Annotated in this window: 24 protein-coding genes; 18 read left to right on the plus strand and 6 right to left on the minus strand. The window is 73.2% G+C overall.

The features are described from left to right. Positions 1-35: 35 nt before the first annotated feature. A complete protein-coding gene (locus ACFYWL_RS24975) occupies positions 36-1,124 on the minus strand; it encodes a coenzyme F420-0:L-glutamate ligase (protein ID WP_386977041.1) in 1,089 nt (362 codons plus the stop codon). Further along, the gene (cofD, locus tag ACFYWL_RS24980) at positions 1,121-2,074 is read right to left on the minus strand and encodes a 2-phospho-L-lactate transferase (protein WP_386977044.1); all 954 of its coding nucleotides are present in this window, start codon (positions 2,072-2,074) and stop codon (positions 1,121-1,123) included. Before cofD ends, ACFYWL_RS24975 begins: the two co-directional genes overlap by 4 nt. A gap of 98 nt (positions 2,075-2,172) precedes the next feature. On the opposite strand from cofD, the gene ACFYWL_RS24985 reads away from it, so the two are divergent. From ACFYWL_RS24985 to ACFYWL_RS25010, 6 genes are all read left to right on the plus strand, one after another. Beyond that, the gene (locus ACFYWL_RS24985; RefSeq protein ID WP_386977047.1) at positions 2,173-3,276 is read left to right on the plus strand and encodes a hypothetical protein; all 1,104 of its coding nucleotides are present in this window, start codon (positions 2,173-2,175) and stop codon (positions 3,274-3,276) included. A gap of 430 nt (positions 3,277-3,706) precedes the next feature. Next, on the plus strand, positions 3,707-6,277 hold the full coding sequence (locus ACFYWL_RS24990; RefSeq protein WP_386977050.1) for a bifunctional FO biosynthesis protein CofGH: 2,571 nt from the start codon (positions 3,707-3,709) through the stop codon (positions 6,275-6,277). 155 nt (positions 6,278-6,432) lie between these two features. After that, positions 6,433-6,708: a hypothetical protein gene (locus ACFYWL_RS24995; RefSeq protein ID WP_043961986.1), complete on the plus strand. Its 276-nt coding sequence runs from the start codon at positions 6,433-6,435 to the stop codon at positions 6,706-6,708. 95 nt (positions 6,709-6,803) lie between these two features. Then, positions 6,804-8,198, plus strand: a complete 1,395-nt coding sequence (locus ACFYWL_RS25000; protein WP_386977053.1) for a DUF4331 domain-containing protein — start codon at positions 6,804-6,806, stop codon at positions 8,196-8,198. 18 nt (positions 8,199-8,216) lie between these two features. After that, positions 8,217-8,567 (plus strand): phospholipase, encoded by a 351-nt coding sequence (locus ACFYWL_RS25005; RefSeq protein WP_386977056.1) that lies wholly within the window; start codon positions 8,217-8,219, stop codon positions 8,565-8,567. A 474-nt stretch (positions 8,568-9,041) separates the two neighbouring features. Beyond that, a complete protein-coding gene (locus tag ACFYWL_RS25010) occupies positions 9,042-9,299 on the plus strand; it encodes a WhiB family transcriptional regulator (protein WP_007074725.1) in 258 nt (85 codons plus the stop codon). Between the two features lie 166 nt (positions 9,300-9,465). Here ACFYWL_RS25010 and ACFYWL_RS25015 read toward each other — a convergent pair whose 3' ends face one another. After that, a complete protein-coding gene (locus ACFYWL_RS25015; RefSeq protein WP_386977060.1) occupies positions 9,466-9,909 on the minus strand; it encodes a metallopeptidase family protein in 444 nt (147 codons plus the stop codon). A gap of 175 nt (positions 9,910-10,084) precedes the next feature. Here ACFYWL_RS25015 and ACFYWL_RS25020 point away from each other — a divergent pair, with 175 nt between their 5' ends. Next, complete coding sequence (locus ACFYWL_RS25020; protein WP_386977063.1) at positions 10,085-10,465, plus strand: DUF3499 domain-containing protein; 381 nt, start codon at positions 10,085-10,087, stop codon at positions 10,463-10,465. A gap of 57 nt (positions 10,466-10,522) precedes the next feature. Here ACFYWL_RS25020 and ACFYWL_RS25025 read toward each other — a convergent pair whose 3' ends face one another. Together ACFYWL_RS25025 and ACFYWL_RS25030 are read right to left on the minus strand one after the other, a co-directional pair. Then, on the minus strand, positions 10,523-11,899 hold the full coding sequence (locus tag ACFYWL_RS25025) for an NAD(P)/FAD-dependent oxidoreductase (protein ID WP_386977066.1): 1,377 nt from the start codon (positions 11,897-11,899) through the stop codon (positions 10,523-10,525). A 31-nt stretch (positions 11,900-11,930) separates the two neighbouring features. After that, entirely contained in the window at positions 11,931-13,277 is a 1,347-nt protein-coding gene (locus ACFYWL_RS25030) for an aspartate aminotransferase family protein (protein WP_077936245.1), read from the minus strand. Between the two features lie 1,101 nt (positions 13,278-14,378). On the opposite strand from ACFYWL_RS25030, the gene ACFYWL_RS25035 reads away from it, so the two are divergent. After that, the gene (locus ACFYWL_RS25035; protein WP_386977119.1) at positions 14,379-15,149 is read left to right on the plus strand and encodes a DUF5753 domain-containing protein; all 771 of its coding nucleotides are present in this window, start codon (positions 14,379-14,381) and stop codon (positions 15,147-15,149) included. 8 nt (positions 15,150-15,157) lie between these two features. Beyond that, the gene (locus ACFYWL_RS25040) at positions 15,158-15,349 is read left to right on the plus strand and encodes a DUF397 domain-containing protein (RefSeq protein WP_386977122.1); all 192 of its coding nucleotides are present in this window, start codon (positions 15,158-15,160) and stop codon (positions 15,347-15,349) included. On the opposite strand, the gene ACFYWL_RS25045 is transcribed toward ACFYWL_RS25040, so the two are convergent. Next, on the minus strand, positions 15,328-15,840 hold the full coding sequence (locus ACFYWL_RS25045) for an Lrp/AsnC family transcriptional regulator (protein WP_386977070.1): 513 nt from the start codon (positions 15,838-15,840) through the stop codon (positions 15,328-15,330). The two genes, ACFYWL_RS25040 and ACFYWL_RS25045, sit on opposite strands and share 22 nt — an antisense overlap. Before the next feature lie 210 nt (positions 15,841-16,050). On the opposite strand from ACFYWL_RS25045, the gene ACFYWL_RS25050 reads away from it, so the two are divergent. The 9 genes from ACFYWL_RS25050 (at position 16,051) to ACFYWL_RS25090 (ending at position 25,426) form a co-directional block, all read left to right on the plus strand. Continuing rightward, complete coding sequence (locus ACFYWL_RS25050) at positions 16,051-17,235, plus strand: extracellular solute-binding protein (protein ID WP_386977073.1); 1,185 nt, start codon at positions 16,051-16,053, stop codon at positions 17,233-17,235. A gap of 5 nt (positions 17,236-17,240) precedes the next feature. Next, positions 17,241-18,407, plus strand: a complete 1,167-nt coding sequence (locus ACFYWL_RS25055; protein ID WP_386977076.1) for an ABC transporter ATP-binding protein — start codon at positions 17,241-17,243, stop codon at positions 18,405-18,407. Further along, positions 18,404-19,318 (plus strand): ABC transporter permease, encoded by a 915-nt coding sequence (locus ACFYWL_RS25060; RefSeq protein ID WP_386977079.1) that lies wholly within the window; start codon positions 18,404-18,406, stop codon positions 19,316-19,318. Before ACFYWL_RS25055 ends, ACFYWL_RS25060 begins: the two co-directional genes overlap by 4 nt. Then, positions 19,315-20,157: an ABC transporter permease gene (locus ACFYWL_RS25065; RefSeq protein ID WP_386977082.1), complete on the plus strand. Its 843-nt coding sequence runs from the start codon at positions 19,315-19,317 to the stop codon at positions 20,155-20,157. Before ACFYWL_RS25060 ends, ACFYWL_RS25065 begins: the two co-directional genes overlap by 4 nt. After that, a complete protein-coding gene (locus ACFYWL_RS25070) occupies positions 20,154-21,575 on the plus strand; it encodes an NAD(P)/FAD-dependent oxidoreductase (RefSeq protein WP_386977085.1) in 1,422 nt (473 codons plus the stop codon). The genes ACFYWL_RS25065 and ACFYWL_RS25070 overlap by 4 nt, the downstream gene beginning before the upstream one ends. Next, positions 21,575-22,777, plus strand: a complete 1,203-nt coding sequence (locus ACFYWL_RS25075; protein ID WP_386977088.1) for a saccharopine dehydrogenase family protein — start codon at positions 21,575-21,577, stop codon at positions 22,775-22,777. The genes ACFYWL_RS25070 and ACFYWL_RS25075 overlap by 1 nt, the downstream gene beginning before the upstream one ends. A 594-nt stretch (positions 22,778-23,371) precedes the next feature. Continuing rightward, the gene (locus ACFYWL_RS25080; RefSeq protein ID WP_386977091.1) at positions 23,372-23,776 is read left to right on the plus strand and encodes a G5 domain-containing protein; all 405 of its coding nucleotides are present in this window, start codon (positions 23,372-23,374) and stop codon (positions 23,774-23,776) included. A gap of 224 nt (positions 23,777-24,000) precedes the next feature. Beyond that, positions 24,001-24,846, plus strand: a complete 846-nt coding sequence (locus ACFYWL_RS25085; protein WP_386977093.1) for a DUF559 domain-containing protein — start codon at positions 24,001-24,003, stop codon at positions 24,844-24,846. A gap of 265 nt (positions 24,847-25,111) precedes the next feature. Continuing rightward, the gene (locus tag ACFYWL_RS25090; protein WP_386977096.1) at positions 25,112-25,426 is read left to right on the plus strand and encodes a hypothetical protein; all 315 of its coding nucleotides are present in this window, start codon (positions 25,112-25,114) and stop codon (positions 25,424-25,426) included. Positions 25,427-25,668 lie beyond the last annotated feature (242 nt).

A 25,668-nucleotide genomic window follows, 5' to 3' on the forward strand; every position in this document is an offset into this window, starting at 1 on the left:
CAGCGGCGACCCGCAGCGCGCCGGGCGGGGCAGCCTCAGAGCGCCAGGCAGGCGGCGGCCGTGCTCCCCGGCGGGGGCGGCAGCAGGGTCGACGGGATGCCCTCGGCGGCCAGGGCGGTGCGCAGGCGTTGCAGGTCCGCGCCGAGGCGCACCAGGCCGGCCGGGTCGACCGGCGTCGGCGGCTCCCCGAGCACCAGGGCCGTGGCCCGCTGCGGCCAGCCGGGCACGGTGGCGACCAGCGCGGCGCGTACCTCGTCGTCGGTGACGGGGGTGAAGACCGTGCCGGGGGCGACCACGCCGGCCACCGCGGCGATGGCCCGCGCCACCGCCGCCGGGTCGGCGGGGGCCTCGCCGGGGCCGTCGGGCAGGGTCGCGGCGGCGGCCAGGCCGGCCGCGCGCGCCTCCGCCGTGCCGAGCGAGAACAGGTCCAGCTCCGCGTCCCGGACCAGCGCCCGCGCGCCGACGCCGTCGTCGGGTGCGGTCGCGGTGAGGTACCCGCGCACCACGGCCACTGGGACCTGGTCGCACTTGCCCTTGATCAGCTCACCGGCACCGGCCAGCTCGTCCACCACCGCCATCTGGGTGAGCTGGAGCTCGTTGCCGTACGGGTCGACCTCGCCCCGGTGGTCGCGGATCGCCGGCATCCCGGCCACCCCGAGCGCCACGTCGGTGAGGCCGTTGCGCCAGGGCCGGCCCATCGTGTCGGTGACGATCACCGCGACGTCCAGGTCGTAGCGCTCGCGCAGCGCCGCCCGCAGGGCCCGCGCCGAGGCGTCCGGGTCCCGCGGGAGCAGCACCAGCCGGGTCTTGTCGACGTTCGAGGCGTCGATGCCGGCCGACGCCAGCACGAAGCCGTGGTGGGTCTGCACGATCCGGGTCGCCCCCCGGGTGGCCACCACCCGGGCCGTCTCGGCGGCCAGCGCCTCGTCGCGGGCGGCCAGCCGCTCCGGCCCGTCGGCCGGCACGTCCACCAGCCGCCCCTCCGCCTTGGAGACGATCTTGCTGGTCACCACGAGCACGTCGCTGTCGCGCAGCCACGGCGCGGCCGTGGCGATCAGCGCCGCCAGGTCGTCGCCCTCGGTCACGTCGCCGATGCCCAGCACCGGCAGGATCTCCAGCCTCATGTCAACTCCACCGCCGCCCGCACCATCGCCGCCGTCGCCGCCTCGTCGGTCATCAGCAGCGGGACCGCCCGGACCGACACGCCCGGCACCACCGCGTCGGCGTCCTCGGGGGCCACCAGCCAGCCGTCCAGCAGCCCGCCGGCGCCCCGGTCGCCGTACAGGCCGCCCACTGCGGCGGCGCTGCACTCGACGCCGAGCACGGCCAGGCACCGTTCGGCCATCCCACGCACCGCCGCCCCGCCGATGATCGGGGACACCCCGACCACCGGGGCCGGGCCGGCGGCCAGCGCCTCGAGCAGCCCCGGCACGGCCAGCACCGGTGCGACGCTCACCACCGGGTTGCTCGGCGCGACCAGCACCACGTCGGCGGCGGCGATCGCGTCGAGCACGCCGGGCGCGGGCTTCGCCGCCTCCGCGCCGACGAAGACGAACCGGTGGGTGGGTATGCCGGCGCGGTGCCGGATCCACCACTCCTGGAAGTGGATCGCCCGCTGGCCGCCGCCGTCGGGGTCGCTCACCACCACGTGCGTCTCCAGCCGGTCGTCGGTCGCCGGCAGCACGCGTACGCCGGGCTGCCAGCGCGCCGCCAGCGCCTCGGTGACCGCCGACAGCGGGTATCCGCCGGTGAGCATGGTGGTGCGCACCAGGTGGGTGGCGACGTCCCGGTCGCCGAGCCCGAACCAGGTCGGCTCCGCGCCGTACGCGGCCAGCTCCGACTTCACCGTCCAGGTCTCGTCGGCCCGGCCCCAGCCCCGCTCGGCGTCGGCCCCGCCGCCGAGGGTGTACATGACGCTGTCCAGGTCGGGGCAGACCTTGAGCCCGTGCAGGTAGAGGTCGTCGCCGACGTTGACCACGGCGGTCACCTCGGCGCCCACCTCGCGGGCGTACGCCCGGACGCCGAGCAGGAATCGGGCCCCCCCGATGCCGCCGGCAAGTACGACGATGCGCATGCTGCCCATCCTCCCGCACGCCCCGCGCCGGGTCGCCGGTGCCCGGGGAGACTAGGCTCACGTCGGCAACTGTCCGTTACCGCCCCGAGGGGGAGTTCGTGACCAGCCCCGCCGAGCCCGCGTCCGGTGACGCGGCGCCCGCGTCCCACCCCGCCACCCCGGCCCGTCGGCTCACCGACCCGTTACGCGAGCTGATCGCGCTCGCGCTGCTCGGCGCGAACGCCGTGCTGTTGTTCGTCGGCCTGATCCGGCTGCTCGCACCGACCGAGTACAGCAGCTTCTACACCCGGGCGGGCAGCGGCTTCTTCTCGTTCGCCGGCCTGGAGGCGGCCGTGCTGCCGGTGCTGGCCGTGCTGCTCGCCACGCACGTCGCCCCCGTGGCGCAGCGGGCGAAGCTGATCGTCCAGGTGGCGCTGGCCGAGTACGCCTTCGGCGCCCTCCTCGCCGCGCTCACCCTGCTGGTCTGGACGGTCGACCGGCTCGCCAAGGCGGAGGTGCTCGACGCCTTCCTCGGCCTGCTGACCCGGGCCGCCTGGCTGGCGATCTTCGCGTCCGGCGCGTTCGTGGTCTTCCGCGTCTGGCGCGCCCTCTACTTCACCCCGAAGCCGAAGCCGGCCCCCGGCATGTACGGCCAGCCGCAGCCGGGCTGGCCGCAGCAGCCCGGTCAGCCGGGCCAGGGCGGTCCGCAGGGCTGGGGCCCGGGGCAGCAGCAGGGTGGTTGGCCGTCCGCCGGGCAGCAGCCCGGCTACCCCTCCGCCGGGCAGCAGCCCGGTTACCCCTCCGCCGGCCAGCCGGGTGGATTCCCGGCCCCCGGCCAGCCGGGCCAGCCCGGCCCGTTCGCCGGCCAGCCCGGCCAGCCGACCTCGCCGTTCGCCCCTGCCTCCGCGCCTCCCGCCTCCGCGCCTCCCGCCTCCGCGCCTCCCGCCTCCGCGCCCCCGGCTTCCGCGCCTCCGTACCCGGCCCCGCCGCAGTCCGGCCCGCCGTTCACGCCGCCCCAGGCGGGCGCGCAGCCGGCTGCGCCGTTCCCCCCGCCGCAGCCCACGACGCCGTCCGCGCCGCCGTTCGGGCAGCCGCCGTCGGCCGAGCCGACCCAGGCGATCCCGCGCCAGCCCGGCGAGCCGGGCGCACCCGGCTCGCCCGGCGTCGAGCGGAGCGCCGACGCCGACGCCGATCGCACCCAGCGCTTTCCGCGCGAGGACTGAACCTGCGCCCATCGGGCGGGCTCCCCGGCAGCCGCGACGGGCCGGGGAGCCCGCCCGACGCGCATCGCGGCACCCTCGTCACCGGCGGGTGACCGTGAGTTGCTGCCCGAGGTGGGAGCGTAACTCTCCGCCCGATCCTTTGCTCTGCACCCGGATACGCAACGCGCTACGCGCCGTGATGGGCCGCCGCGCCCCTCGTCATGCATGATCTTGCATATTCCCAGCCTGCGCTCGGTGCTGCGTCCCTGGGTGCAGAGCAAAGGGAGCGGGGGATGTCTGTCGGGGTCGGCGAGGCGTGACGGACAGTCAGCTCGGGCCGTCGTCGTGGGTCGCCGCGCGGCCGTCACCGGCCGTGTGCGGGGAGGCCGTCGAGTCGAAGGCGGCCTGGCCAGCGGATCAGGCCCGGCGGCAGGGCGCATAGGCTGGGCGGATGGTTGATCGCACCGAGCCCCGCCCCACCGCGGCCAGCATCGAGCGCGCGCTGCGCCGGGCCGCCTCCGGGCTCGCGCTGGCCGTCGACGAGGCCGCCGCGCTGCTCGCCGCCCGGGGCGCCGCCCTCGACGAGCTGCTCCGGGTCGCCGGCGACATCCGCGACGCCGGCCTGCGCGACGCCGGCCGTCCCGGCGTCGTCACGTACTCCAAGAAGGTCTTCGTCCCGCTGACCCGGCTCTGCCGGGACCGCTGCCACTACTGCACCTTCGCCACCGTCCCGCACCGGCTGCCGGCGGCCTTCCTCGACCGGGACGAGGTGCTCGCCATCGCCCGGCAGGGCGCGGCGCAGGGCTGCAAGGAGGCGCTGTTCACCCTCGGCGACCGGCCGGAGGAGCGCTGGCCGGCCGCCCGGGAGTGGCTGGACGCCCGCGGCTACGACTCGACCCTCGACTACCTGCGCGCCTGCGCCGTGGCGGTGCTGGAGGAGACCGGCCTGCTGCCCCACCTCAACCCCGGGGTGCTCTCCTGGTCGGAGCTCCAGCGGCTCAAGCCCGTCGCCCCGAGCATGGGCATGATGCTGGAGACCACCGCGACGCGGCTGTGGTCGGAGCCGGGCGGCCCACACTTCGGCTCGCCCGACAAGGAGCCGGCGGTGCGGCTGCGGGTGCTCGACGACGCCGGCCGGGTCGGGGTGCCGTTCACCACGGGCATCCTGATCGGCATCGGCGAGACCCCGGCCGAGCGGGTCGACGCGATCTTCGCGATCCGCCGCGCCCAGCGCGCGTACGGCCACCTCCAGGAGGTGATCGTGCAGAACTTCCGCGCCAAGCCGGACACGGCGATGCGCGGCATGCCCGACGCCGAGCTGCACGACCTCGCCGCCACGGTGGCGGTGGCCCGGGTGCTGCTCGGCCCCGGCGCCCGGATCCAGGCCCCGCCGAACCTGATCGCCGGCGAGTACGCCCTGCTGCTGCGCGCCGGCATCGACGACTGGGGCGGCGTCTCGCCGGTGACCCCCGACCACGTCAACCCGGAGCGCCCCTGGCCGCAGCTCGACGAGCTGGCCCGCCGCACGGCGGAGGCCGGCTTCACGCTGCGCGAGCGGCTGACGATCTACCCCGAGTACGTCCGGGCCGGCGACCCGTGGCTTGACCCGCGCCTGCTGCCGCACGTGTCCGCGCTGGCCGACCCGGCCACCGGGCTCGCCGTCGAGTCGGCCCGCCCGCAGGGCCGCCCCTGGCAGGAGCCGGAGGAGGTGTTCGGCGGCGGGCGGACCGACCTGCACGCCACCATCGACACCACCGGCCGCACCGGCGACCGGCGCGGCGACTTCGACAACGTCTACGGCGACTGGTCGGAGGTGGCCGCGCAGGCCGACGCGAGCCGGGCGGGAGCGGGGGCGACGGCAGCGGCGGCAGCGGCGGCGGGGGCGACGGCGTCGACCGGGGGCAGCGCCGGGGACGCCGAGCTGCGGGCCGGGCTGCGGCTGGCCGCCGACGACCCGGCGGCGCTGCTGACCCCGGCCCACGAGGCGAAGGCGCTCGCCCTGTTCGGCGCCGACGGCCCGGCGCTGGACGAGCTGTGCCGCATCGCCGACGACGTGCGGCGCGACACCGTCGGCGACGACGTCACCTACGTCGTCAACCGCAACATCAACTTCAGCAACGTCTGCTACGTCGGCTGCCGGTTCTGCGCCTTCGCGCAGCGGGAGCGCGACGCCGACGCGTACCGGCTCTCCGTCGACCAAGTGGCCGACCGGGCCGAGGAGGCGTGGGCCGCCGGCGCGACGGAGGTCTGCCTCCAGGGCGGCATCGACCCGAAGCTGCCGGTCACCGGGTACGCGGACCTGATCCGGGCGATCAAGGCGCGGGTGCCGGGGATGCACGTGCACGCGTTCTCGCCGATGGAGATCGTCACGGCGGCGGCGAAGGCCGGCGTGCCGGTGCGGGAATGGCTGACCGGGCTGCGCGAGGCCGGGCTCGACACCATCCCGGGCACCGCCGCCGAGATCCTCGACGACGAGGTGCGCTGGGTGCTCACCAAGGGCAAGCTGCCGGCCGCCGCCTGGGTCGAGGTGGTCTCGACGGCCCACGAGCTCGGCATCCGGTCCAGCTCCACCATGATGTACGGCCACGTCGACCACCCCGGGCAGTGGCTGGCCCACTTCCGGGTGCTGGCCGGGGTGCAGGACCGCACCGGCGGCTTCACCGAGTTCGTGGCGCTGCCGTTCGTGCACACCAACGCCCCGATCTACCTCGCCGGCATCGCCCGGCCCGGCCCGACGTGGCGGGAGAACCGGGCGGTGCACGCGATGGCCCGGCTGCTGCTGCACGGCCGGATCGACAACATCCAGTGTTCCTGGGTGAAGCTCGGCGACGCCGGGACGGCGGCGATGCTCAACGGCGGCTGCAACGACCTGGGCGGCACGCTGATGGAGGAGACGATCTCCCGGATGGCCGGCTCGGGCAACGGCTCGGCGCGCACCGAGGAGCAGCTGCGGGCCATCGCGGCGCGGGCCGGCCGGCCGGCGCGCAAGCGGACGACCGCGTACGGTCACCTCCGGCCGTAGCGTCGAACCTTTCCGGCGTGCGGGCCGTACCACTGCCTGCCGGCGGCGGCTGAGGCCAGAGCCGCGGCCGGCGGCCCCCTGCGGGCCCGGCGGTCGGCCGGCCCCGCCTTTCGTCACCGCGGGCGCGGACGCGCCGCGCGCCGGAAAGGTTGCCCATGTCCAGTGATCAGCGGAAGCGGCGTTGGCCGCGACTGACCCGCCGGCAGACGTTGACCGCCGCGGCGAGCGCCACCCTCGGGGCCGCCGCGCTCACCGTGCCCGGGTTGTCCGCGGCGCAGAACTCCCCGTCGTCCGGCGGGAAGAAGGACGAGCCCATCGTCGTGCACCTGCGGGGCGGCGACGCGATGGACGTCTTCGTCGGCACGTCCCGGATCGAGGTACGCGACCGCGGCCTGGCGGACCGGCTGCGGCGCGCCGCCGGCAAGCGCTGACGCCGGCCCGGCCCCGCTTTCCCGGCGCGGGCTCCCGGCGCCGGCCCTCTCCACTCTTCCCCTGATCGCTTGCTGCCCAGTGAGGTTGGTCCGCCATGTCTTCCCACCGTGAGGCCCCGGAGATCGCGAAGGATCCGGTCGCCGACAGCTCCGACCTGTACGCGTTCGTCAGCCCCGACCGTCCCGACTCGGTCACGCTGATCGCCAACTACGTGCCGTTGCAGCTCCCCTCCGGCGGCCCGAACTTCTTCGAGTTCGGCGACGACGTGCGGTACGAGATCCATATCGACAACGACGGCGACGGCAAGCCGGACGTCACCTACCGGTTCGAATTCACCACCGAGATCACGAACCCGAACAGCTTTCTCTACAACACCGGCCCGATCGAGTCGCTGGACAGCAAGAACTGGAACCGCAAGCAGTTCTACTCGCTGACCCGCATCGCCGACGGCAAGGAGCACCGGCTGGCCAACAAGCTGGCCTGCCCGCCGTGCAACGTGGGCCCGCTGTCCACCCCGAACTACGCGGCGCTGGCCCGGCAGGCCACGTTCAGCCTGTCGACGGGGGAGAAGGTCTTCGCCGGCCAGCGCGCCGACGGGTTCTTCGTCGACCTGGGGGCGATCTTCGACCTGGGCACCCTGCGGCCGTTCCAGCAGTTGCACGTGGCCGGCAAGAAGCTGTTCAGGGCCGAGGGGGAGCCGGTCAACGCCACCGACCGGATGAACGTGCACACCCTCGCCGTGCAGGTCCCGCTGAGCCGGGTGCGCCGCCGGGCGAACCGGTACGGCACGCACGACCGCGCCTCGGTCATCGGCGTGTGGACGTCGGCGTCGCGCCAGCAGGCGCGGATCCTCGGCAACGGCTCGGCGAGGGACACCGCGACCGGCCCGTTCGTGCAGGTGTCACGGCTGGGCAACCCGTTGTTCAACGAGGTCATCGTGCCGATGTCCAGGAAGGACGAGTGGAACACGCTGCCGCCCACGGAGGACAAGCGGTTCGCGAGTTTCGTCGAGCAGCCGGAGCTGGCCGCCCTGCTCCCGGTGCTCTACCCGGGCGTGTTCCCCAAGCTGGACGCGCTGAACAAGACGAAGAAGCCCCGCGCGGACCTGCTGGCGATCCTGCTCACCGGCATCCCGGCCGGGCTGATCCAGGGCTTCTCCAACAACACCGGCGACATGCAGGCCGACATGCTGCGGCTGAACACGGCCATCCGGCCGAGCGCCAAGCCCGACCGGTTCGGCGTGCTCGGCGGGGACCTGGCGGGCTTCCCGAACGGGCGGCGGGTCGCCGACGACGTGGTCAGCATCGCGCTGCGGGCCATCGCCGGGGTCACCGTGCCGCTGGTCGACAAGGGGTTCACCCCGGACGCGGCGGCCGGCGCGGTCACCCCGGGGCTGAGCGCCGCCGACGTGACGGCCCCGTTCCTGCGCAACTTCCCCTTCCTCGGCACGCCGTACGACGGGTTCAACAACCCGCCGGCGTCGTCCTGACCCGGACGGAGCGAACCGATGCACTCCCACCACCATCACCACGCGTACGGGCCGACGGAGACCGGCGCCGTCGTCCTCGATCTGGGTGGCGACACGGGTGCCCTGATCATCCACACCGGCCGGGAGCTGCACGGCCGGGAGATCGAGATCAGTCGGGTCGACGGGCCGGACGCGCCGCGTACCCACGTCGCAGTGCGTGAGCGCATCGTGCAGGACGGCACCTTCCACAGTGCCGTCTACCCCGATCTTGCCGCAGGGCTCTATACCGTCTGGTGGGATGAGGACGCACCCGCCGGGACGGTTGCCGTGACCGGGGGAACGGTCGCGGAGTTCACTTGGCCCACCAGTGCACCTTCGGTGGCGATCTGATCCACCGCTCAGTTTCGACCGCTGCGCCTCGTCCATCATGTGGACGGGGCGCTGTCGGCGTTGCGGGCCCGATGGGCAGTCTCGGCCAAGTCGCGTTAACCTGTGCCCCACCAAGATCAGCATCGCGTCGTAGCCCCGCCCCTCGGGCCGCGCCGACGGCTTCGCCGGAGCCGGCCGGCGGGCCGCCGCGGCAAGAAAACTCGGGCAACTCGCCGGGGAGGGCGTTACTCGTCCGGGGTCTGAATCGATAGGGCAGGTTGCGAGGCCGGACGGCCGCAAGGGCCGTCCACGGCGTGTCGGGAGGGCGACTCCATTATCAAGTTCGGCTTGACGGCGCACGCATTACACGCGTGTAATTTGAATGGGGTTGTTCGCGCGGAACGCAACAAATGGGGACCGGACGGACACGCACGCCTTTCGCGTGGGGGGTTGCAGCGGCGACGACGCCGGTGCGCGACAAGGAGGCATCTTTAGATGGACGGCCAGCTTGAGGTGGCCGACCTGCTCGGGAACGCGCCGGAGTGGCAGGAGCAGGCACTCTGCTCCCAGACCGACCCGGAGGCGTTCTTCCCCGAGAAGGGCGGCTCGACCCGCGAGGCGAAGCGGATCTGCTCGCGGTGCGAGGTCAAGACCGAATGCCTGGAATACGCTCTCGGCCACGACGAGCGGTTCGGGATCTGGGGTGGGCTCTCGGAACGGGAGCGGCGCAAGCTCAAGCGGCGGGCCGCCTGAGCGTCGCCGGGCCGGGGCGGTGGGGGCCGCCCGGCCCGGGCGTCCCGAGCGCGCGTCGGGGGGCGCGCGCCGGGGCGCAGCGGCGCTGCCGGCCGGGGCGCGGCGGGAGCGGGCGCGGCGGGGGCGAGGCACGGCGGGGCGGGTGCGCCCGGAAAGCCGGGTCGGGCTAGGCCAGCTCGTCCGGGTCGACGCCCAGCAGGTTCGCCACCTGCTCGATGATCACGTCGTGCACCAGGTCGGCCAGGTCCTCCCGGTCCATGGCCCGGAACTCCAGCGGCCGACGGTAGAGCACGATCCGGGGCGGGACCTCCTGCCGGCCGGGACGCCCCGGCAGCAGCCGGGCCAGCGGCACCTCGCCGTCCTCCAGCACGTCGGAGTCGTAGACGTTCAAGTCCGGCGGCACGTCCTCCACCGCGAACTCGACGCCGGCCAGCTCCTTGGCGAACCGCCGCTCCAAAGTCTCGACCGTGTCGAGCACCAGGTCGTCGAAGACCTCGGCCTTCGTCCGGGCCAGCGGCACCGTCGCCGGCACCAGCCGCCCGCGCAGGCCCCGCCCGTGCCGGTCCCGGTGGGCGCGCCGGCCGGGGCGGCGGTGTTCCGGACTGGTCATGACGCACAGGGTAGCCCGCCGAGTCGCCCCGCCCGTGGCTGTGCCGCCGTCGCGGCGCGCCGACCCCGCCCGTCACCGCCCGACGCGTCGGATGTTGCGAATTGTGATCTCGATGACGGGCGTGTCGCAACGCGAACCGGTGCGCCGGACCCGGTAATGGAGATACCCTCCCGCCGTGAGGTCACCACGGCGCTGCTCAAGAAACGGCTGCCCCCGGCAAGCGGTCGCCACATTGACCTATGTCTACAACGAGTCGACGGCCGTGGTCGGGCCCCTCGCGGCCTTCGCCGAGCCGCACACGTACGACCTCTGCGAGCCCCACGCGCGCAGCCTGACCGCCCCCCGGGGCTGGAACGTGGTCCGCCACGAGGGCGAGTTCGAGCCCCCGCCGCCCAGCGCCGACGACCTGGTCGCCCTCGCCGAGGCCGTCCGCGAGGCCGCCCGGCCCGCGCCGCCCCGCCCGCCGGGCGACGACCAGGGCGGCGCGCCGCAGCACCACCACAACCCGCAGACGGGCCGCCGTGGCCACCTGCGGGTGATCCCGCCGAACCACTGACCGCCGGTCGCGCCGCGCACGCCCGCAGCGCGGGCGGCGGCGTGCGCCCGGCTCGGCTCAGTGGCCCAGGAAGCGCTGGAACACGGCGGCCCGCCGGGCCGGGCGGCCCGTGCGCAGCTCCGCCCGGTCGGCGGAGAGCATGACCCGCAGGCCGGCGTTGACGGCCAGCCAGCGCAGCGGCTCCGGCTCCCAGCGCGGCGAGCGGTGACCCACCCACGGCAGGTCGGTCAGGTCGCTGTCCGCGCCCCGGATCAAATCGGCGAGGGTACGCCCGGCGAGGTTCGTCGTCGCCACCCCGTCGCCGACGTACCCGCCGGCCCAGGCGAGCCCGGTCGCCCGGTCCAGCCCCACCGAGGCCGACCAGTCGCGGGCCACGCCCAGCGGGCCGCCCCAGGTGTGCGTCACCGGCGTCTGCGGCCCGAGCGCCGGGAACAGCTCGCCCAGCGTCCGGCGCAGCGCGGCGAACACCCGGGGCTCCCGGTCGAACTCGGGCCGCACCCGGGACCCGAAGTGGTACGGCGCGCCCCGCCCGCCGAACGCCAGCCGCCCGTCGGCCGTGCGCTGCCCGTAGATGATCACGTGGCGGTGGTCGGAGAACGTCTCCCGCCCGGCCAGCCCGATCCGCGCCCAGGTCTCCTCCGGCAGCGGCTCCGTCGCCACCATCAGCGAGTAGACCGGGGCGACGGCCCGCCGCTGCCCGGGCAGCCCCGGCGTGTACCCCTCGGTCGCCCGCACCACCACCGGCGCGCGCACCGTCCCGGCGGGGGTCACGGCCGCCCCGGCCCGGATCGCGGTCACCGGGGTCCGCTCGTGGACGGTCACCCCCCGGCGCTCGACCGCCCGGGCCAGCCCGCGCGCCAGCCGGGCCGGGTGCACCACGGCGCAGTGCGGGGTGTACGTCCCGCCGCGTACCCCGTCGGCGGCGCAGCGGGCGGCGGCCTCGGCCGCGTCGAGCAGCACCAGGTCGTCGGCGGTCAGGCCGTGCGCGTGGGCCTGCGCCACCTCCGCGCGGGCCCGGCCGAGCTGGGCCGCGCTGCGGGCCAGCGTCACCGTCCCGCCGAGGTGCCAGTCGCAGTCGATGCCCTCGGCGGCGACCACCCGGCCCACCTCGCGGACGGTGGCCTGCATGGCCCGCTGCATCCGCAGCGCCGCGTCGCGGCCGTGCCGACGGGCCAGCGCCGGCAGCGAGGTGGGGAACAGCGCCGAGCACCAGCCCCCGTTGCGCCCCGACGCGCCGTACCCGGCGATCTCGGCCTCCAGCACCGTGATCCGCAACGTGGGGTCGGCGAGCGCGAGGTAGTAGGCCGTCCACAGCCCGGTGTAGCCGGCCCCGACGATCACGACGTCCGCGTCGGCGTCCCCGCCCAGCGGCGGGCGGGGCGTCAACGGTTCGTCCACAGTGGACAGCCAGTACGACAGCTCCTGGTAGCGCATGCGACGGCCCGGCTTCGCGACGGCTCGGCGGTTACAGCCGCGCCCACGCCTCGGTGAGCACCGCCCGCAGGATCTGCTCCATCTCGTCGAACTGCTGCTGCTCGGCGATCAGCGGCGGGGCGAGCTGCACGACGGGGTCGCCCCGGTCGTCGGCCCGGCAGTAGAGCCCGGCGGAGAACAGCGCGGTGGAGAGGAACCCGCGCAGCAGCCGCTCCGACTCCGCCTCGTCGAACGTCGCCCGGGTCGCCTTGTCCTTCACCAGCTCGATGCCGTAGAAGTAGCCGTCGCCCCGCACGTCGCCGACGATCGGCAGGTCGTGCAGCTTCTCCAGGGTGGCGCGGAAGGCGTCCTCGTTGGCCCGGACGTGCCCGATCAGGTCCTCCCGGGCGAACACCTCCAGGTTGGCCAGCGCCACCGCGCAGGAGACCGGGTGGCCGCCGAAGGTCACCCCGTGGGCGAACATCCCGGTCTCGGTGAGGAACGGCTCCATCAGCCGGTCGCTGGCGATCATCGCGCCGAGCGGGGCGTACCCGGAGGTGATGCCCTTCGCGGTGGTGATGATGTCCGGCCGGTAGCCGTAGCGGACCGCGCCGAAGTATTCGCCGAGCCGCCCCCACGAGCAGATCACCTCGTCGGAGACGAGCAGCACGTCGTACGCGTCGCAGATCTCGCGGACCCGCTCGAAGTAGCCGGGCGGCGGCGGGAAGCAGCCGCCGGAGTTCTGCACCGGCTCCAGGAAGACCGCCGCGACCGTGTCCGGCCCCTCCCGCTCGATGGCCCGCCGGATCTCCTCGGCCGCCCACCGGCCGAACGCCTCGGGCGAGTCGCCGTGCTCCGGTGCCCGGTAGAAGTTCGTGTTCGGCACCTTCACCGCGCCGGGCACCAGCGGCTCGAAGTCGGTCTTGATGCCGGGCAGCCCGGTGATCGACAGCGCGCCCATCGACGTGCCGTGGTACGCGATGTAGCGGCTCACGACCTTGTACTTGTTGGGCTTGCCGGTCCGCTTGAAGTAGGCCCGGGCCAGCTTCCACGCCGCCTCGACGGCCTCGGAGCCGCCGGTGGTGAAGAAGACCCGGTTCAGGTCGGCCGGCGTCAGCGAGGCGATCTTCTCGGCCAGCTCCACGGCCTTCGGGTGCGCGTACGACCACAGCGGGAAGTAGGCCAGCTCGCCGGCCTGCTTCGCGGCGGCCTCGGCCAGCTCGGTGCGCCCGTGGCCGGCGTTGACGACGAAGAGGCCGGCGAGCCCGTCCAGGTAGCGACGGCCCTGCGAGTCCCACACGTACGCGCCCTCGCCGCGCACGATCGTCGGCACCTCGCCTGCGGAATAGCTGGCCATCCGGGTGAAGTGCATCCAGAGGTGGTCGGTGGCGTTGGCCATGTCAGCCCCATCGGGTCTCGGGCCGGTCAGGGGTGACACCGGCCGCTCTGCCCACGGTTATCCCACAGCCGCACGCGGCAAGGCAAGTGGTATCGGTGGCACTTGACTCCTTGGGCAACGGATTCGGCGCGCTGCGGCGTTACCGGCAACGGAATCCGCATCGTGATTGATCTCTCGCGTCCCGCGGGGCCTCGCGGGCGTTGCGGGTTCTGCGGGCGTTGCGGGTTCTGCGGGCCTCGCGGGTCCCGTCGGTGTTGCGGGTCTCGCGGGCCTTGCGGGTCCGGTGGGCGTTGCGGGTCCTGCGGTCCTTGCGGTTCTCGTGAAGTCCCACGGCTGTCCCGGGCGGTGCCGTTGCGCGGGACCGGCCGGGTGCGGGCGCGGTGGACCCTATGGAGCTGAGTCACTAACGACATCACCCGCCCTACGCCACCCCTGCCGCCCTGCCGCTGCCCCGCTGCTTCCCGGTCGCCCCGCCGCCCCCGGCCACCCGTTACCTTTCTGATCGTCCCCAGCCGTCCCCCGATCGCCTCCCGGCCGCCCCCACGCCGCTTCTGGCGCCTTGCCCGCCACGATCCGGCGGCCCCGAAGCGCAGATCTTGGAAGCTGATGGCCCCTCTGGGGGCCCGAATCTTCCAAGATCCACCCGCACCCAGCCGCACCCGCCCGCACCCGCGCCCGTCCGCACCCGCACCTCGTCCCGCCTCGTCCCGTCCGCGCCCCATCTCCGGACTGTGGGCGCGGGTGAGTCATTCACGACATCAGCTCCTTAGGGGCGGAGGGACCTCCTCGCCGCTGGGAGGGCGGCCTGTGGGGCCGGGCTGTCGGTCGGGGCCGGGTGGTCGGTCGGGGCCGGGCGGACGGCTCGCGAGGCCGGGTGGGTCGGCGGGCAGCCAGGCGGCGGCTGGCAGGCGGCAACTGGCTGGCTGGGTGGGTGGGTGGGTGGGTGGACATTGCCAGGGCGTTCGCCGGGCGTTCGGCACCCATCTCGAATGCGCGCGGGACGTGCGCGACAGGTCCCGCCGCCACCTGCCGTTTCGGGCCCACCGCCAGCACCCTGCGTCGCTATGGTGCCCACTACACGTGACCACGACAGGAGGCGCGATGGGCAACGAGACGCTGCGGGTGGCGATGGCCGCCGTGGGGGAGACCGCCGATTCGCTGGCGGGCAAGGTCCGGGTCGATCCGAAGACGGCCGGCCGGTGGGTGTCGCAGGGGCGCATCCCGCACGCGCGCACCCGGTACGCGGTGGCCAAGGTGCTCGGCCGGGAGGTCGCCGAGCTGTGGCCGCACCCGGGCCGCCGCCGGAACCTGCCCTGGTTCCACAGGTGGGCCGAGCTGGAGCGCGCCGCCATCTCGATCCACTCCTACGAGCCGCTGCTGGTGCCGGGGCTGCTCCAGACCGAGGCGTACGCGCGGGCGATCCTGAGCACCGGCGGGCTGCTGCCGCCGGCCGAGGTGGAGCGGATCGTCGCCGGCCGGCTCGACCGGCAGGCGGTCCTCGACGCCGAGGCCCCGCCGCAGCTCGTGGCCGTGATCGACGAGGTGGTGCTGCGTCGGTTGGTCGGCGACCGGGCGGTGATGGCCGGGCAGGTCGCCCACCTCGCGGCGGCGGCCGAGCGGGAGCACGTGCAGGTGCGGGTGATCCCGGCCGAGAGCCCGTGGCACACCGGGCTGGCCGGGCCGTTCGTCCTCGCCGGCCTGCCCGACGGGGCAGAGTTGGCATATATCGACAACCAGCTTCGCGGTCAGGTCATCAACGACCCGGTCGACGTTGCTAGCCTGAGGCGCAGGTGGGAGAGCGTCGCCGGTGAGGCGCTGCCGAGCCGCGGGTCGACCGCGCTGATCAGAGAGGTGGCGACGACGTGGAGCTGACCGACGCGCTGGCCGGTGCCCGGTGGCGCACCGCGACCCGCAGCAGCAACAACGGCGGAAACTGCGTCGAGGTGGCCGACAACCTGCCCGGCCGGGTGCTGGTGCGCGACAGCAAGGACCGCGACGGCGGCACCCTCAGCTTCGACCCGGCCGCCTGGCGGGCCTTCGTCGGGCAGGCTCAGGCGGTGCCCCAGCTGTAGGTCTGCTTGCGCAGCTTGAGATAGACGAACGCCTCGGTGGCGAGCACCCCGTCGACGGCGCGCAGCCGTTGCAGGATCTCCAGCAGGTGGGCGTCGTTGCGGCAGACCACCTCGGCGAGCAGGTCGAACGACCCGGCGGTGATCACCACGTAGTCGACCTCCTCGAACTCGGCGAGCCGGTCGGCCACCGACTCCAGGTCGCCGTCGGTGCGCAGGCCGATCATGGCCTGCCGGGGGAAGCCGAGCTGGAGCGGGTCGGTGACCGCGACGATCTGCATCACCCCGGCGTCGAGCAGCCGCTGCACCCGCTGGCGCACCGCCGCCTCGGAGAGGCCGACCGCCTTGCCGATCGTCGCGTACGGCCGGCGGCCGTCCTCCTGGAGCTGCTCGATGATCTGCTTGGCGACGTCGTCCAGCAGAGCGTGACTGGCACCTTCACGCACGGCGACGCGCCGACCCCCGCCGCCGCTCTCCTGCTGTCGGATGACCATCGTCAGCTCCCCATGTCCGGTTCTCCTCCGGGATCGTAATGCCCTGGCGCAGTCTGGCGTAATTCGTGGTGCATTGCTATGCCCGCAACGGAATCCCTTGTGAGGCAGGTCAGCTCATGTCAGGATCAGTCGTCCATCGCCTGAAGACCCTCCCGCCGTCGGGCCTCCCCCCGTCCCGCCCGCCGACGATGACCCCCTAGGAGTCGTCACATGCGAACTCCCCTCCGGCCGCTCACTCGGCGTGGTCTGCTCACCGGCACCCTCGGCTCGGCCGCGATGCTCGCCACGGCCGGCGCGCTCGCCGGCTGCGGCACCAAGGGCGCCGTGCAGACCGAGGCCGGCTGCGTCAGCGAAGACCTCTCCGGCACGGAGAAGAAGCTGGCGTTCTCGAACTGGCCGCAGTACATGGACGTCGACGAGAAGGACGAATCCAAGCGCCCCAGCCTGGATGCCTTCGTCGCGAAGACCGGCATCCAGGTCACCTACACCGAGGACATCAACGACAACAACGAGTTCTTCGGCAAGGTGCAGAACCAGCTCGCGGCCTGTCAGGGCACCGGGCGGGACATCATCGTGCTCACCGACTGGATGGCCGCCCGGATGATCCGGCTCGGCTGGATCCAGAAGCTCGACCCGGCGAAGATCCCCAACGTGACGGCGAACCTGCTGCCGTCGCTGCTCAACCGCTCCTTCGACCCGGACAGCCGCATCGCCATCCCGTGGCAGTCCGGCCTGGCCGGCCTCGCGTACAACGGGGCGGTCACCAAGGAGATCCGCACCGTCGACGAGCTGCTGACCCGGCCCGACCTCAAGGGCAAGGTCACCGCGCTGTCCGAGATGCGCGACACGATGGGCCTGCTGATGCAGGCAAGCGGGCACGACCCGGCGAACTTCACCACCGCCCAGTTCGACGACGCGCTCAACAAGCTCAAGAAGGCCGTCGACTCCGGGCAGATCCGCAGGTTCACCGGCAACGACTACGCTCCCGACCTCGCCAAGGGCGACATCGCGGCGTGCATCGGCTGGTCCGGCGACGTCATCCAGCTCTCCGGGGAGAACGAAAAGATCAAGTTCGTCGCGCCCGACTCCGGCGTGATGCTCTTCAGCGACAACATGATGGTGCCCAACAAGGCCACCCACAAGGCGAACGCCGAAGAGCTGATCAACTACTACTACGAGCCGGCCGTCGCCGCGAAGCTCGCCGCGTACGTCAACTACATCTGCCCCGTGCAGGGCGCGAAGGCCGAGATGGAGAAGATCGACCCGGAGTTGGCCGCCAACCCGCTGATCTTCCCCGACGAGGCGCTGCTGTCGAAGTCCAAGGTGTTCATGGCCCTGGACGAGAAGCAGGAGAAGGAGTACGAGGGCAAGTTCCAGCAGGTCATCGGGGCGTGACGGGGATGAGCGCGAAGACGACGGGACACGACGCGCCGGCCGGCGACCTGCGGCTGGTCAACCTGACCAAGCGGTTCGGCATCTTCACCGCGGTCGACGACCTCGGCCTCACCGTCGAACAGGGCTCCTTCTTCGCCCTGCTCGGGGCGTCCGGGTGCGGCAAGACCACCACCCTGCGCATGATCGCCGGCCTGGAACAGCCGACAAGCGGACAGGTGCTCCTCGGCGACCGGGACATCGCCCGGCTGCGCCCGTACAAGCGGCCGGTCAACACCGTGTTCCAGAGCTACGCGCTCTTCCCGCACCTCGACATCTTCGACAACGTGGCGTTCGGGCTGCGCCGGCGCGGCATCCGCTCGGTCGACGCCGAGGTCAACCGGATGCTCGCCCTGGTGCAGCTCGCCGACTTCGGCCACCGCCGGCCCGCCCAGCTCTCCGGCGGGCAGCAGCAGCGCGTCGCGCTCGCCCGGGCGCTGATCAACCGGCCGCAGGTGCTGCTGCTCGACGAGCCGCTCGGCGCGCTCGACCTGAAGCTGCGCCGGCAGATGCAGATCGAGCTCAAGCGCATCCAGACCGAGGTCGGCATCACCTTCGTGCACGTCACCCACGACCAGGAGGAGGCCATGACCATGGCCGACACCGTCGCGGTGATGAACGCGGGGAAGATCGAGCAGCTCGGCGCCCCCGCCGACATCTACGAGTACCCGGCCACCGCGTTCGTGGCGAACTTCCTCGGCCAGTCCAACCTGCTCGCCGCCGAGGCCGCCGGGCCCGCCGGGTCCGACGTGCCGGTCACCGCCCACGGCGCGCGCTACTCGGTGCCCGCCGGCCGCGCCCGCATCGCGTCCGGCCCGGTCTACCTGGGGGTACGCCCCGAGAAGCTGCACCTCGTCGACGCCGCCGACCGGGTCCCCGCCGGCCACCAGTACGTGACCGGGGTGGTCACCGACGCCTCGTACGTGGGGGTCAGCACCCAGTATCTCGTGCGCACCGGGTGGGGCAGCGAACTGACCGCGTTCGCGGCCAACAGCGGGCTCGGCGGCCGGGTGCCCGTCGGCGCGTCCGTGGTGGCGCACTGGGATCCCCGGCACGCCTTCCTGCTGCCCCGCCCGCCCGGGGCGGACGACGCCACCGCCGGCCTGCTCGACGAGCCGGTGGGTGCGTCCTCGTGACCGCGCTGGCCCACGTGCCCACGTCGACGGGGCGACCCGCGACGCCCCCGCCGCCGCCCCGGGGCGGGCGGCACCGGCTGCTGCCGTACCTGCTGCTCCTGCCCGGCGCGGCCTGGCTGCTGCTGTTCTTCGCCGTGCCGCTGTTCCAGCTCGCCGCCGCCAGCCTCTACGACCCCGCCGGCTCGCTCTCCACCGGGTACGCGCTGACCTGGGCGTTCGGCAACTACCCCGACGCGGTGCAGGCGTACTGGCCGCAGCTCGGCCGGTCGTTCCTCTACGCCGGGATCGCGCTCGTGCTGGGCCTGCTGATGGGCTACCCACTGGCGTACGCGATCGCCCAGAAGGCCGGCCGGTGGAAGAACCTGCTGCTGGTCTGCGTCGTCGCCCCCATGTTCACCAGCTTCCTGGTGCGCACCCTGGCGTGGAAGACGATCCTGTCCGACAACGGCTGGCTCGTCGGGCTGCTGCGCGACGTGCACCTGCTCGGCCCCGACGGCCGGCTGCTCGCCACCCCCGTCGCGGTGGTGCTCGGGCTGACGTACAACTTCCTGCCGTTTCTGGTGCTGCCGCTGTACGCGAGCCTGGAGCGGCTCGACTACCGGCTGCTGGAGGCGGCCGGCGACCTGTACGCGAGCCCGGTGCAAACGTTCCGCCGGGTGACCCTGCCGCTGTCGATGCCCGGCCTGATCGCCGGCACCCTGTTGTTCTTCATCCCGGCCACCGGCGACTACATCAACGCCGAGCTGCTCGGCACCCCCAACGAATACATGATCGGCAACGTCATCGACTCGGCGTTCCTGGTCAGGCTGGACTACCCGCAGGGCGCGGCCCTGTCGTTCCTGCTGATGGCGGCGATCCTCGCGGTGGTCTTCGTCTACCTGCGCCGCGCCGGCACGGAGGAGGTGCTGTGAGAGTCTCCCGCTGGCTCGCCGACCACTGGGTGATGGGCGTCGCCCTACTCGTCCTCGGCTACCTGTCGCTGCCCATCGCCGTGGTCGCCGCCCTGTCGTTCAACCGCCCGTCGAGCCGCCTGTCGTACGACTTCAACGAGTTCACCCTCGACAACTGGCGGCAGCCCTGCGCCACCTCCGACATGTGCGGCGCGGTGGTGCGCAGCGTGCAGATCGGCTTCATCGCCACCGTCGTCGCCACCGTGCTCGGCACGCTGATGGCGTTCGCGCTGGTGCGGCACCGGTTCACCGGCCGCTCCGGGATCAACGTGCTGATCTTCCTGCCGATGGCCACCCCCGAGCTGGTCATGGGCACCTCGCTGCTGGCCCTGTTCGTTTCCGCCGGGGTGCCGCAGGGCTTCTGGACCGTCGTCATCGCCCACGTCATGTTCTGCGTGTCGTTCGTGGTGGTCACCGTCAAGGCCCGGCTCGCCGGCATGGACCGCCGGCTGGAGGAGGCCGCCGCCGACCTGTACGCCAGCCCCTTCCAGGCGTTCCGCCTGGTCACCCTGCCGCTGGTGCTCCCCGGCATCGTCGCCGCCGCGCTGCTGGCGTTCTCGCTCAGCTTCGACGACTTCATCATCACCAACTTCAACGCCGGCACCACCGTCACGTTCCCCATGTACGTCTGGGGCGCCGCCCAGCGGGGCATCCCGCCGCAGGTCAACGTCATCGGCACGGCCATGTTCGTCGTCGCGCTGCTGCTCGTCGGGCTCAGCTCGCTGCGCGGGCGGCGGTCCCGCCGGCACACCCTCCCGGTCGCACCGGCGACCGGCCGGCGGGCGAAGAGCCCGTCATGATCCTCCCGCATACCGGCCGGGCGCTCGCCGACGCGGCGCCCGTACCGTACTGGCTCGACCGGCCCGAACGCCCCGACCCGCTGCCCCCGCTGGCCGGCGCGCACACCGCCGACCTGCTGGTGATCGGCGGCGGGTATGGGGGGCTCTGGGCCGCCCTGCTCGCCAAGCAGGCCGACCCCGACTCCGACGTGCTGCTCGTCGACGCCGGCACCTGCGGCTGGGCCGCGTCGGGGCGCAACGGCGGGTTCTGCTCCGCCTCGCTCACCCACGGCCTTGCCAACGGCGTCGCCCGGTTCCCGAGCGAGGTCGCCGAGCTGGAACGCCTCGGCCGGGAGAACCTCGCCGCGATCGCCGCCACCGTCGACGCGTACGGCATCGACTGCGACTTCGAGCGCACCGGCGAGCTGGCCGTGGCGGTGCGGCCGTACCAGCTCGCCGGGCTCGCCGAGGACGCGGAGCTGGCCCGCGGCTTCGGCCACGACGTGCGGCTGCTCGACCGCGACGAGGTGCGCGCCGAGGTGGACTCGCCGACGTACCTCGGCGGGATGTGGGACCGGGACCGGGTGGCCATGCTCGACCCGGCGAAGCTCGCCTGGGGCCTGCGCCGCGCCTGCCTCGACCTGGGCGTCCGCGTCCACGAGCACACCCGGGTCACCGGGCTGCGCGGCGACGCCGCCGCCGTGGCCGCCAGCACGGCCGGCGGCGTCGAGCAGGCCCCCGGCGTCGTGCGCGCCCGCCGGGTCGTGCTCACCACCAACGCGTTCCCGCCGCTGCTGCGCCGGCTGCGCGCCCGGGTCGTCCCCGTCTACGACTACGCGCTGATGACCGAGCCGCTGACGCCCGCCCAGCGCGACGCGATCGGCTGGCGCAACCGGCAGGGCCTCGCCGACACCGGCAACCAGTTCCACTACTACCGGATCACCCGCGACGGGCGGATCCTGTTCGGCGGCTACGACGCCGTCTACCACCACGGCAACCGGGTCGCCCCCGAGCTGGAGCAGCGCCCCGCCACCTTCACCGCCCTCGCCGAGCACTTCTTCACCACGTTCCCGCAGCTCGCCGACGTCCGGTTCAGCCACCGCTGGGGCGGCGTCATCGACACCTGCACCCGGTTCTGCCCGTTCTTCGGCACCGCCTACGACGGCCGGCTCGCCTACGCCGCCGGCTACACCGGCCTCGGCGTCGGGGCCACCCGGTTCGGCGCGCGGGTCATGCTCGACCTGCTGGCCGGCGCGGACACCCCGCTCACCCGGCTCGCCCTCGTCCGGGGCAAGCCGCTGCCGTTCCCGCCGGAGCCCGTCCGGGCCGCCGGCATCCACCTCACCCGCTGGTCGCTGGCCCGCGCCGACGCGCGCGACGGCCGGCGCAACGTGTGGCTCCGTACGCTCGATCGTCTTGGTTTGGGGTTCGATTCCTGATGCGTATCCTGCTCGTCGGCGCCGGCGGGGTCGGCTCCGCCGCCGCCGCCATCGCCGCCCGCCGAACATTCTTCGACACCATGGTCGTCGCCGACGCCGACGCCGGACGCGCCGCGCGGGCCGTCGCCGGCCACGGCGACCGGTTCGTCGCCGCGACCGTCGACGCCTCCGACGCCGACGCGGTCGCCGCGCTGTGCCGCGAACACCGGATCACCCACGTGCTCAACGCCGTCGACCCGCGCTTCGTCATGCCGATCTTCGACGGCGCGTACGCGGCCGACGCCGACTATCTCGACATGGCCATGTCCCTGTCCCACCCGCACCCCAAGCGCCCCTACGCCGAGACCGGCGTCAAGCTCGGCGACGAGCAGTTCGCCGTCGCCGACCGCTGGGCGTCCGCCGGCCGCCTCGCCCTGTGCGGCATCGGCGTCGAACCGGGCCTGTCCGACGTCTTCGCCCGCTACGCCGCCGACGAGCTGTTCGCCGAGATCGACGAGATCGGGGTACGCGACGGCGCGAACCTCACCGTCGAGGGCTACGACTTCGCCCCGTCGTTCTCCATCTGGACCACCATCGAGGAGTGCCTCAACCCGCCGGTGATCTGGGAACGCGACCGGGGCTGGTTCACCACCGAACCGTTCAGCGAGCCCGAGGTGTTCCACTTCCCCGAGGGCATCGGCCCCGTCGAGTGCGTCAACGTCGAGCACGAGGAGGTGCTGCTCATCCCGCGCTGGGTCGACGCCCGGCGGGTCACCTTCAAGTACGGACTCGGCGAGGAGTTCATCGAGGTCCTGCGTACCCTGCACAAGCTCGGCCTCGACTCCACGGAGCCGGTCACCGTGCGCGGCGTGCGGATGTCCCCGCGCGACGTGGTCGCCGCCGCCCTGCCCGACCCGGCCACCCTCGGCGACCGGATGCGCGGCAAGACCTGCGCCGGCACCTGGGTCACCGGCGTGGGCAAGGACGGCCGGCCCCGCGAGGTCTACCTCTACCACGTCGTCGACAACGAGTGGTCCATGGCCGAGTACGGCCACCAGGCCGTCGTCTGGCAGACCGCCGTCAACCCGGTCGTCGCCCTGGAACTGCTCGCCACCGGGGAGTGGGCCGGCGCCGGCGTGATCGGCCCCGAGGCGCTGCCCCCGCGCCCGTTCCTAGACCTGCTAACGGGCTACGGCTCTCCCTGGGGCCTGGAGGACCGGTAAAGGAAGGGCCCCTTGTTAACGCTTCCGGTATAGGAAGGGCCCCCTATTAACGGCCCGTACGGCCGGAAGGCCGGGCCGTGTCGACCCCGTACGGCGGCTCCGCGCCGACCCGTACGACCCTTCCCGCCCGGATGGGGCAGGATGCCGCCTGCCCGGTTTCCGCCCCGGACTGTACGTATCGGCCGGTTTGCCGATCGACGTCGTTGAGGATCGGTACGGCGGTTACCGAGCCGCCCCTCTCTGGTGACACTCGGTGTCGTGACCCATCAGCCGCCGTACCACCGAAACCCCGCCGCCCCCGTTGCGCCGTCCGTTGCCCGCCCGGGATGGTTCCGTCGCCTCCAGCCCGGGCAGCGGGTCGGCGTCGTCCTGGGCGGCGTGCTGTTGTCGACCGTGCTGCTCTGTTGCGCGGGAGCCGCCGTCGTAGGCACCCTCGCCGACGACCCAGGTCAGGGGCGTACCGCCGTGGCAGCCAAGGCCAGCCCGCCAGCCGCCGCACCCGAGCCGGCCGTGTCCGATGCGGCCGCGCCGACTACCGCGCCGGCGCCCACCGTCTCCGCGGCTCCGTCGTCGCCGACGGCCACGCCCCCGACCGTGGAGACACGCACCGAGAAGGAGACGCAGACGATCCGGTACGCGGAGCGGACCGTGAAGGACCCGTCCCTGGCCAAGGGCAAGCGGGTCGTCCGAACCAGGGGAGTCAACGGGGTGCGCACGTTGACGTACCAGGTCACCCTGACCGACGGGGTGCCCGCCGGCCGGAAGCTGCTCCGATCGGTCGTCACGAAGCAGCCGGTCACCCAGGTCGTCGCGGTGGGCACGAAGCAGGAGCGCCGGTGCGATCCCAACTACAGCGGCTGCGTGCCGATCGCCAGCGACGTCGACTGTGCCGGTGGTGGCGGCAACGGCCCCGCGTACGTCACGGGCCCGGTGAAAGTCATCGGCGACGACATCTACGACCTGGACCGCGACAACGACGGCTACGGCTGCGACGACTAACCCACCCCTCTCCCTCGACGATCTTGCACTTTGGGCCCCCGCGAAAGCCGCATAGTGGACGATTTCGGGGCCGCAACTGCAAGATCGCCGAGGAGTGGGGTGGGGCGCGGGGCTGGAGTAGCACAGTGGGGACGTGGGTGGGGGTTTTCCACAGGGGGCGGCCTTGTCCACAGGGCGTGCGATCGGCGGAGCGCGGAAGGCGGGTGTTCGGGCAGCCTGCCGGCATGGGAACCCAGCTTTGGCGTACTGCTTCGGTGCTCAGGTCGACAACCCGGAAGCGGCTTCGCACTCGCCTCGCGAACGGGCAGGTCGTGCGGGCGCGGCGCGGCGTCTACGCGAATCGCCCCGTCGAGGATCTCGACGCGCTGCGAGCGCTGCTGCTGTGCCTGCCGCCCGAGGCGATGCTGTCCCGGCACACTGCGGCTCGCCTGCACGGCTTCGGCGTCCTTCCCGAGCATGCCGTGCATGTGCAGTTGCCTCCCGAGGTCGCCAAGCCCCGGCTTCCAGGTCTGGTGGTTCATCACTCGGCGTTGCCGGTGAAGCCGGTCCTGGTGAGAGGGCTGCCCTGCGCGCCGGCTGCGCGGTGCGCCGTGGACCTCGCGCGCACGGTGCGGCGACTGGACGCGCTGCCGGTGCTCGATGCCGCAGTGAGGGCGGGCGCGGTGTGCGGGGATGACCTCATCGAGGAGGCGTTGGCGCACAGAGGACTACCGGGTGTGCGCCAGGCCCGGTCTCTGGCACCGCTCGCCGACGGGCGCTCCGAGTGCCGACAGGAGAGCCAGTTGCGTCTGGTGCTGATCGACGGCGGCCTTCCGGCACCGGAGCCGCAGGTGTGGGTGCTCGACGGTGAGGGCGTCGGGCGCTACCGGCTGGACTTGGGGTATCGCCGACGGCGGATCGGCATCGAGTACGACGGCCTGTCCCACCTGGATCGCGATCGGCTTCGGTATGACCGGGACCGCGCCAACTGGCTGGATGCCGAGGGCTGGACCATGCGCTACTTCACCGACCGTGACCTCTACCGCCGGCCCGCCCACATAGTCACGACGATCCGCGCCCTCCTCCCCTGACCGCCGATCGCAGTGCTTCGTCGATCTTGCAATCTGGGCCCCGACGAACGCCGCTATTCGGGCATCCTGGGGGCCGAAAGTGCAAGATCGCGGAGGTGGGGTGGGGGTGGCGAGGGTGGGGGTGGGGGCGGAGCGAATCGGGAACCTTCCTGGCGGATGGCTGAACCCGGCAGCGCTCCCAGTTCGTACCGCTCGGCGTAGGCCGATCATCGGACGACGGGAGAGGCACGTGAGGGTACGGCGGACGCATGTCCTGGCAGCGGGGGTGGCCGTGGTCGCCTCGGCGGTGGTGGCGGTCGGGACGGGGCTCGGCTTCGCCGAGACGGCACCGGCGCGGCAGAGCGTGTGCCCGGGTTCGGTGACGTTCTCGGCGGAGGGTGGTGGGCCGGCGGCGACGAGTGACCGGTTTGCGGTGGGTACGCGGTTGCGGGTGACCAACTTGGACAACGGTCGTGTGGTGACTGTGTCGGTGGTCGGGCCGTCGGGGAGTTGTGTGCTGTTGAACGCTGCCGCGATGGAGTTGGTGCGGGAGCCGGGCAAGAACGTCGTGCGGCGCAACGTGGTCGAGGTGCTGCGCTGAGAGAGGTGGCTGGGCTGAGAGAGGTGCTGCGCTGAGAGAGGTGGCTGGGCTGAGAGGTGCTGCGCTGGATGAGGTGCTGCGCTGGGACCGGGTGGCGGGGCGGCCGGCGGTTGAGGACAGGTCGCCGGCCGCCCCGCAGAACCCCGGCTCATGTAAAGGACTCCGGTGCTTGATCAGCCCGGTGGTCCTGGGGTTGCATGAGCATCCCGGTTGGTCCGGTGGGTGGCGTTGAGTACGGCTCT

The sequence above is a fragment of the Micromonospora sp. NPDC002575 genome, assembly GCF_042889525.1.
Taxonomy (GTDB): Bacteria; Actinomycetota; Actinomycetes; order Mycobacteriales; family Micromonosporaceae; genus Micromonospora; species Micromonospora carbonacea.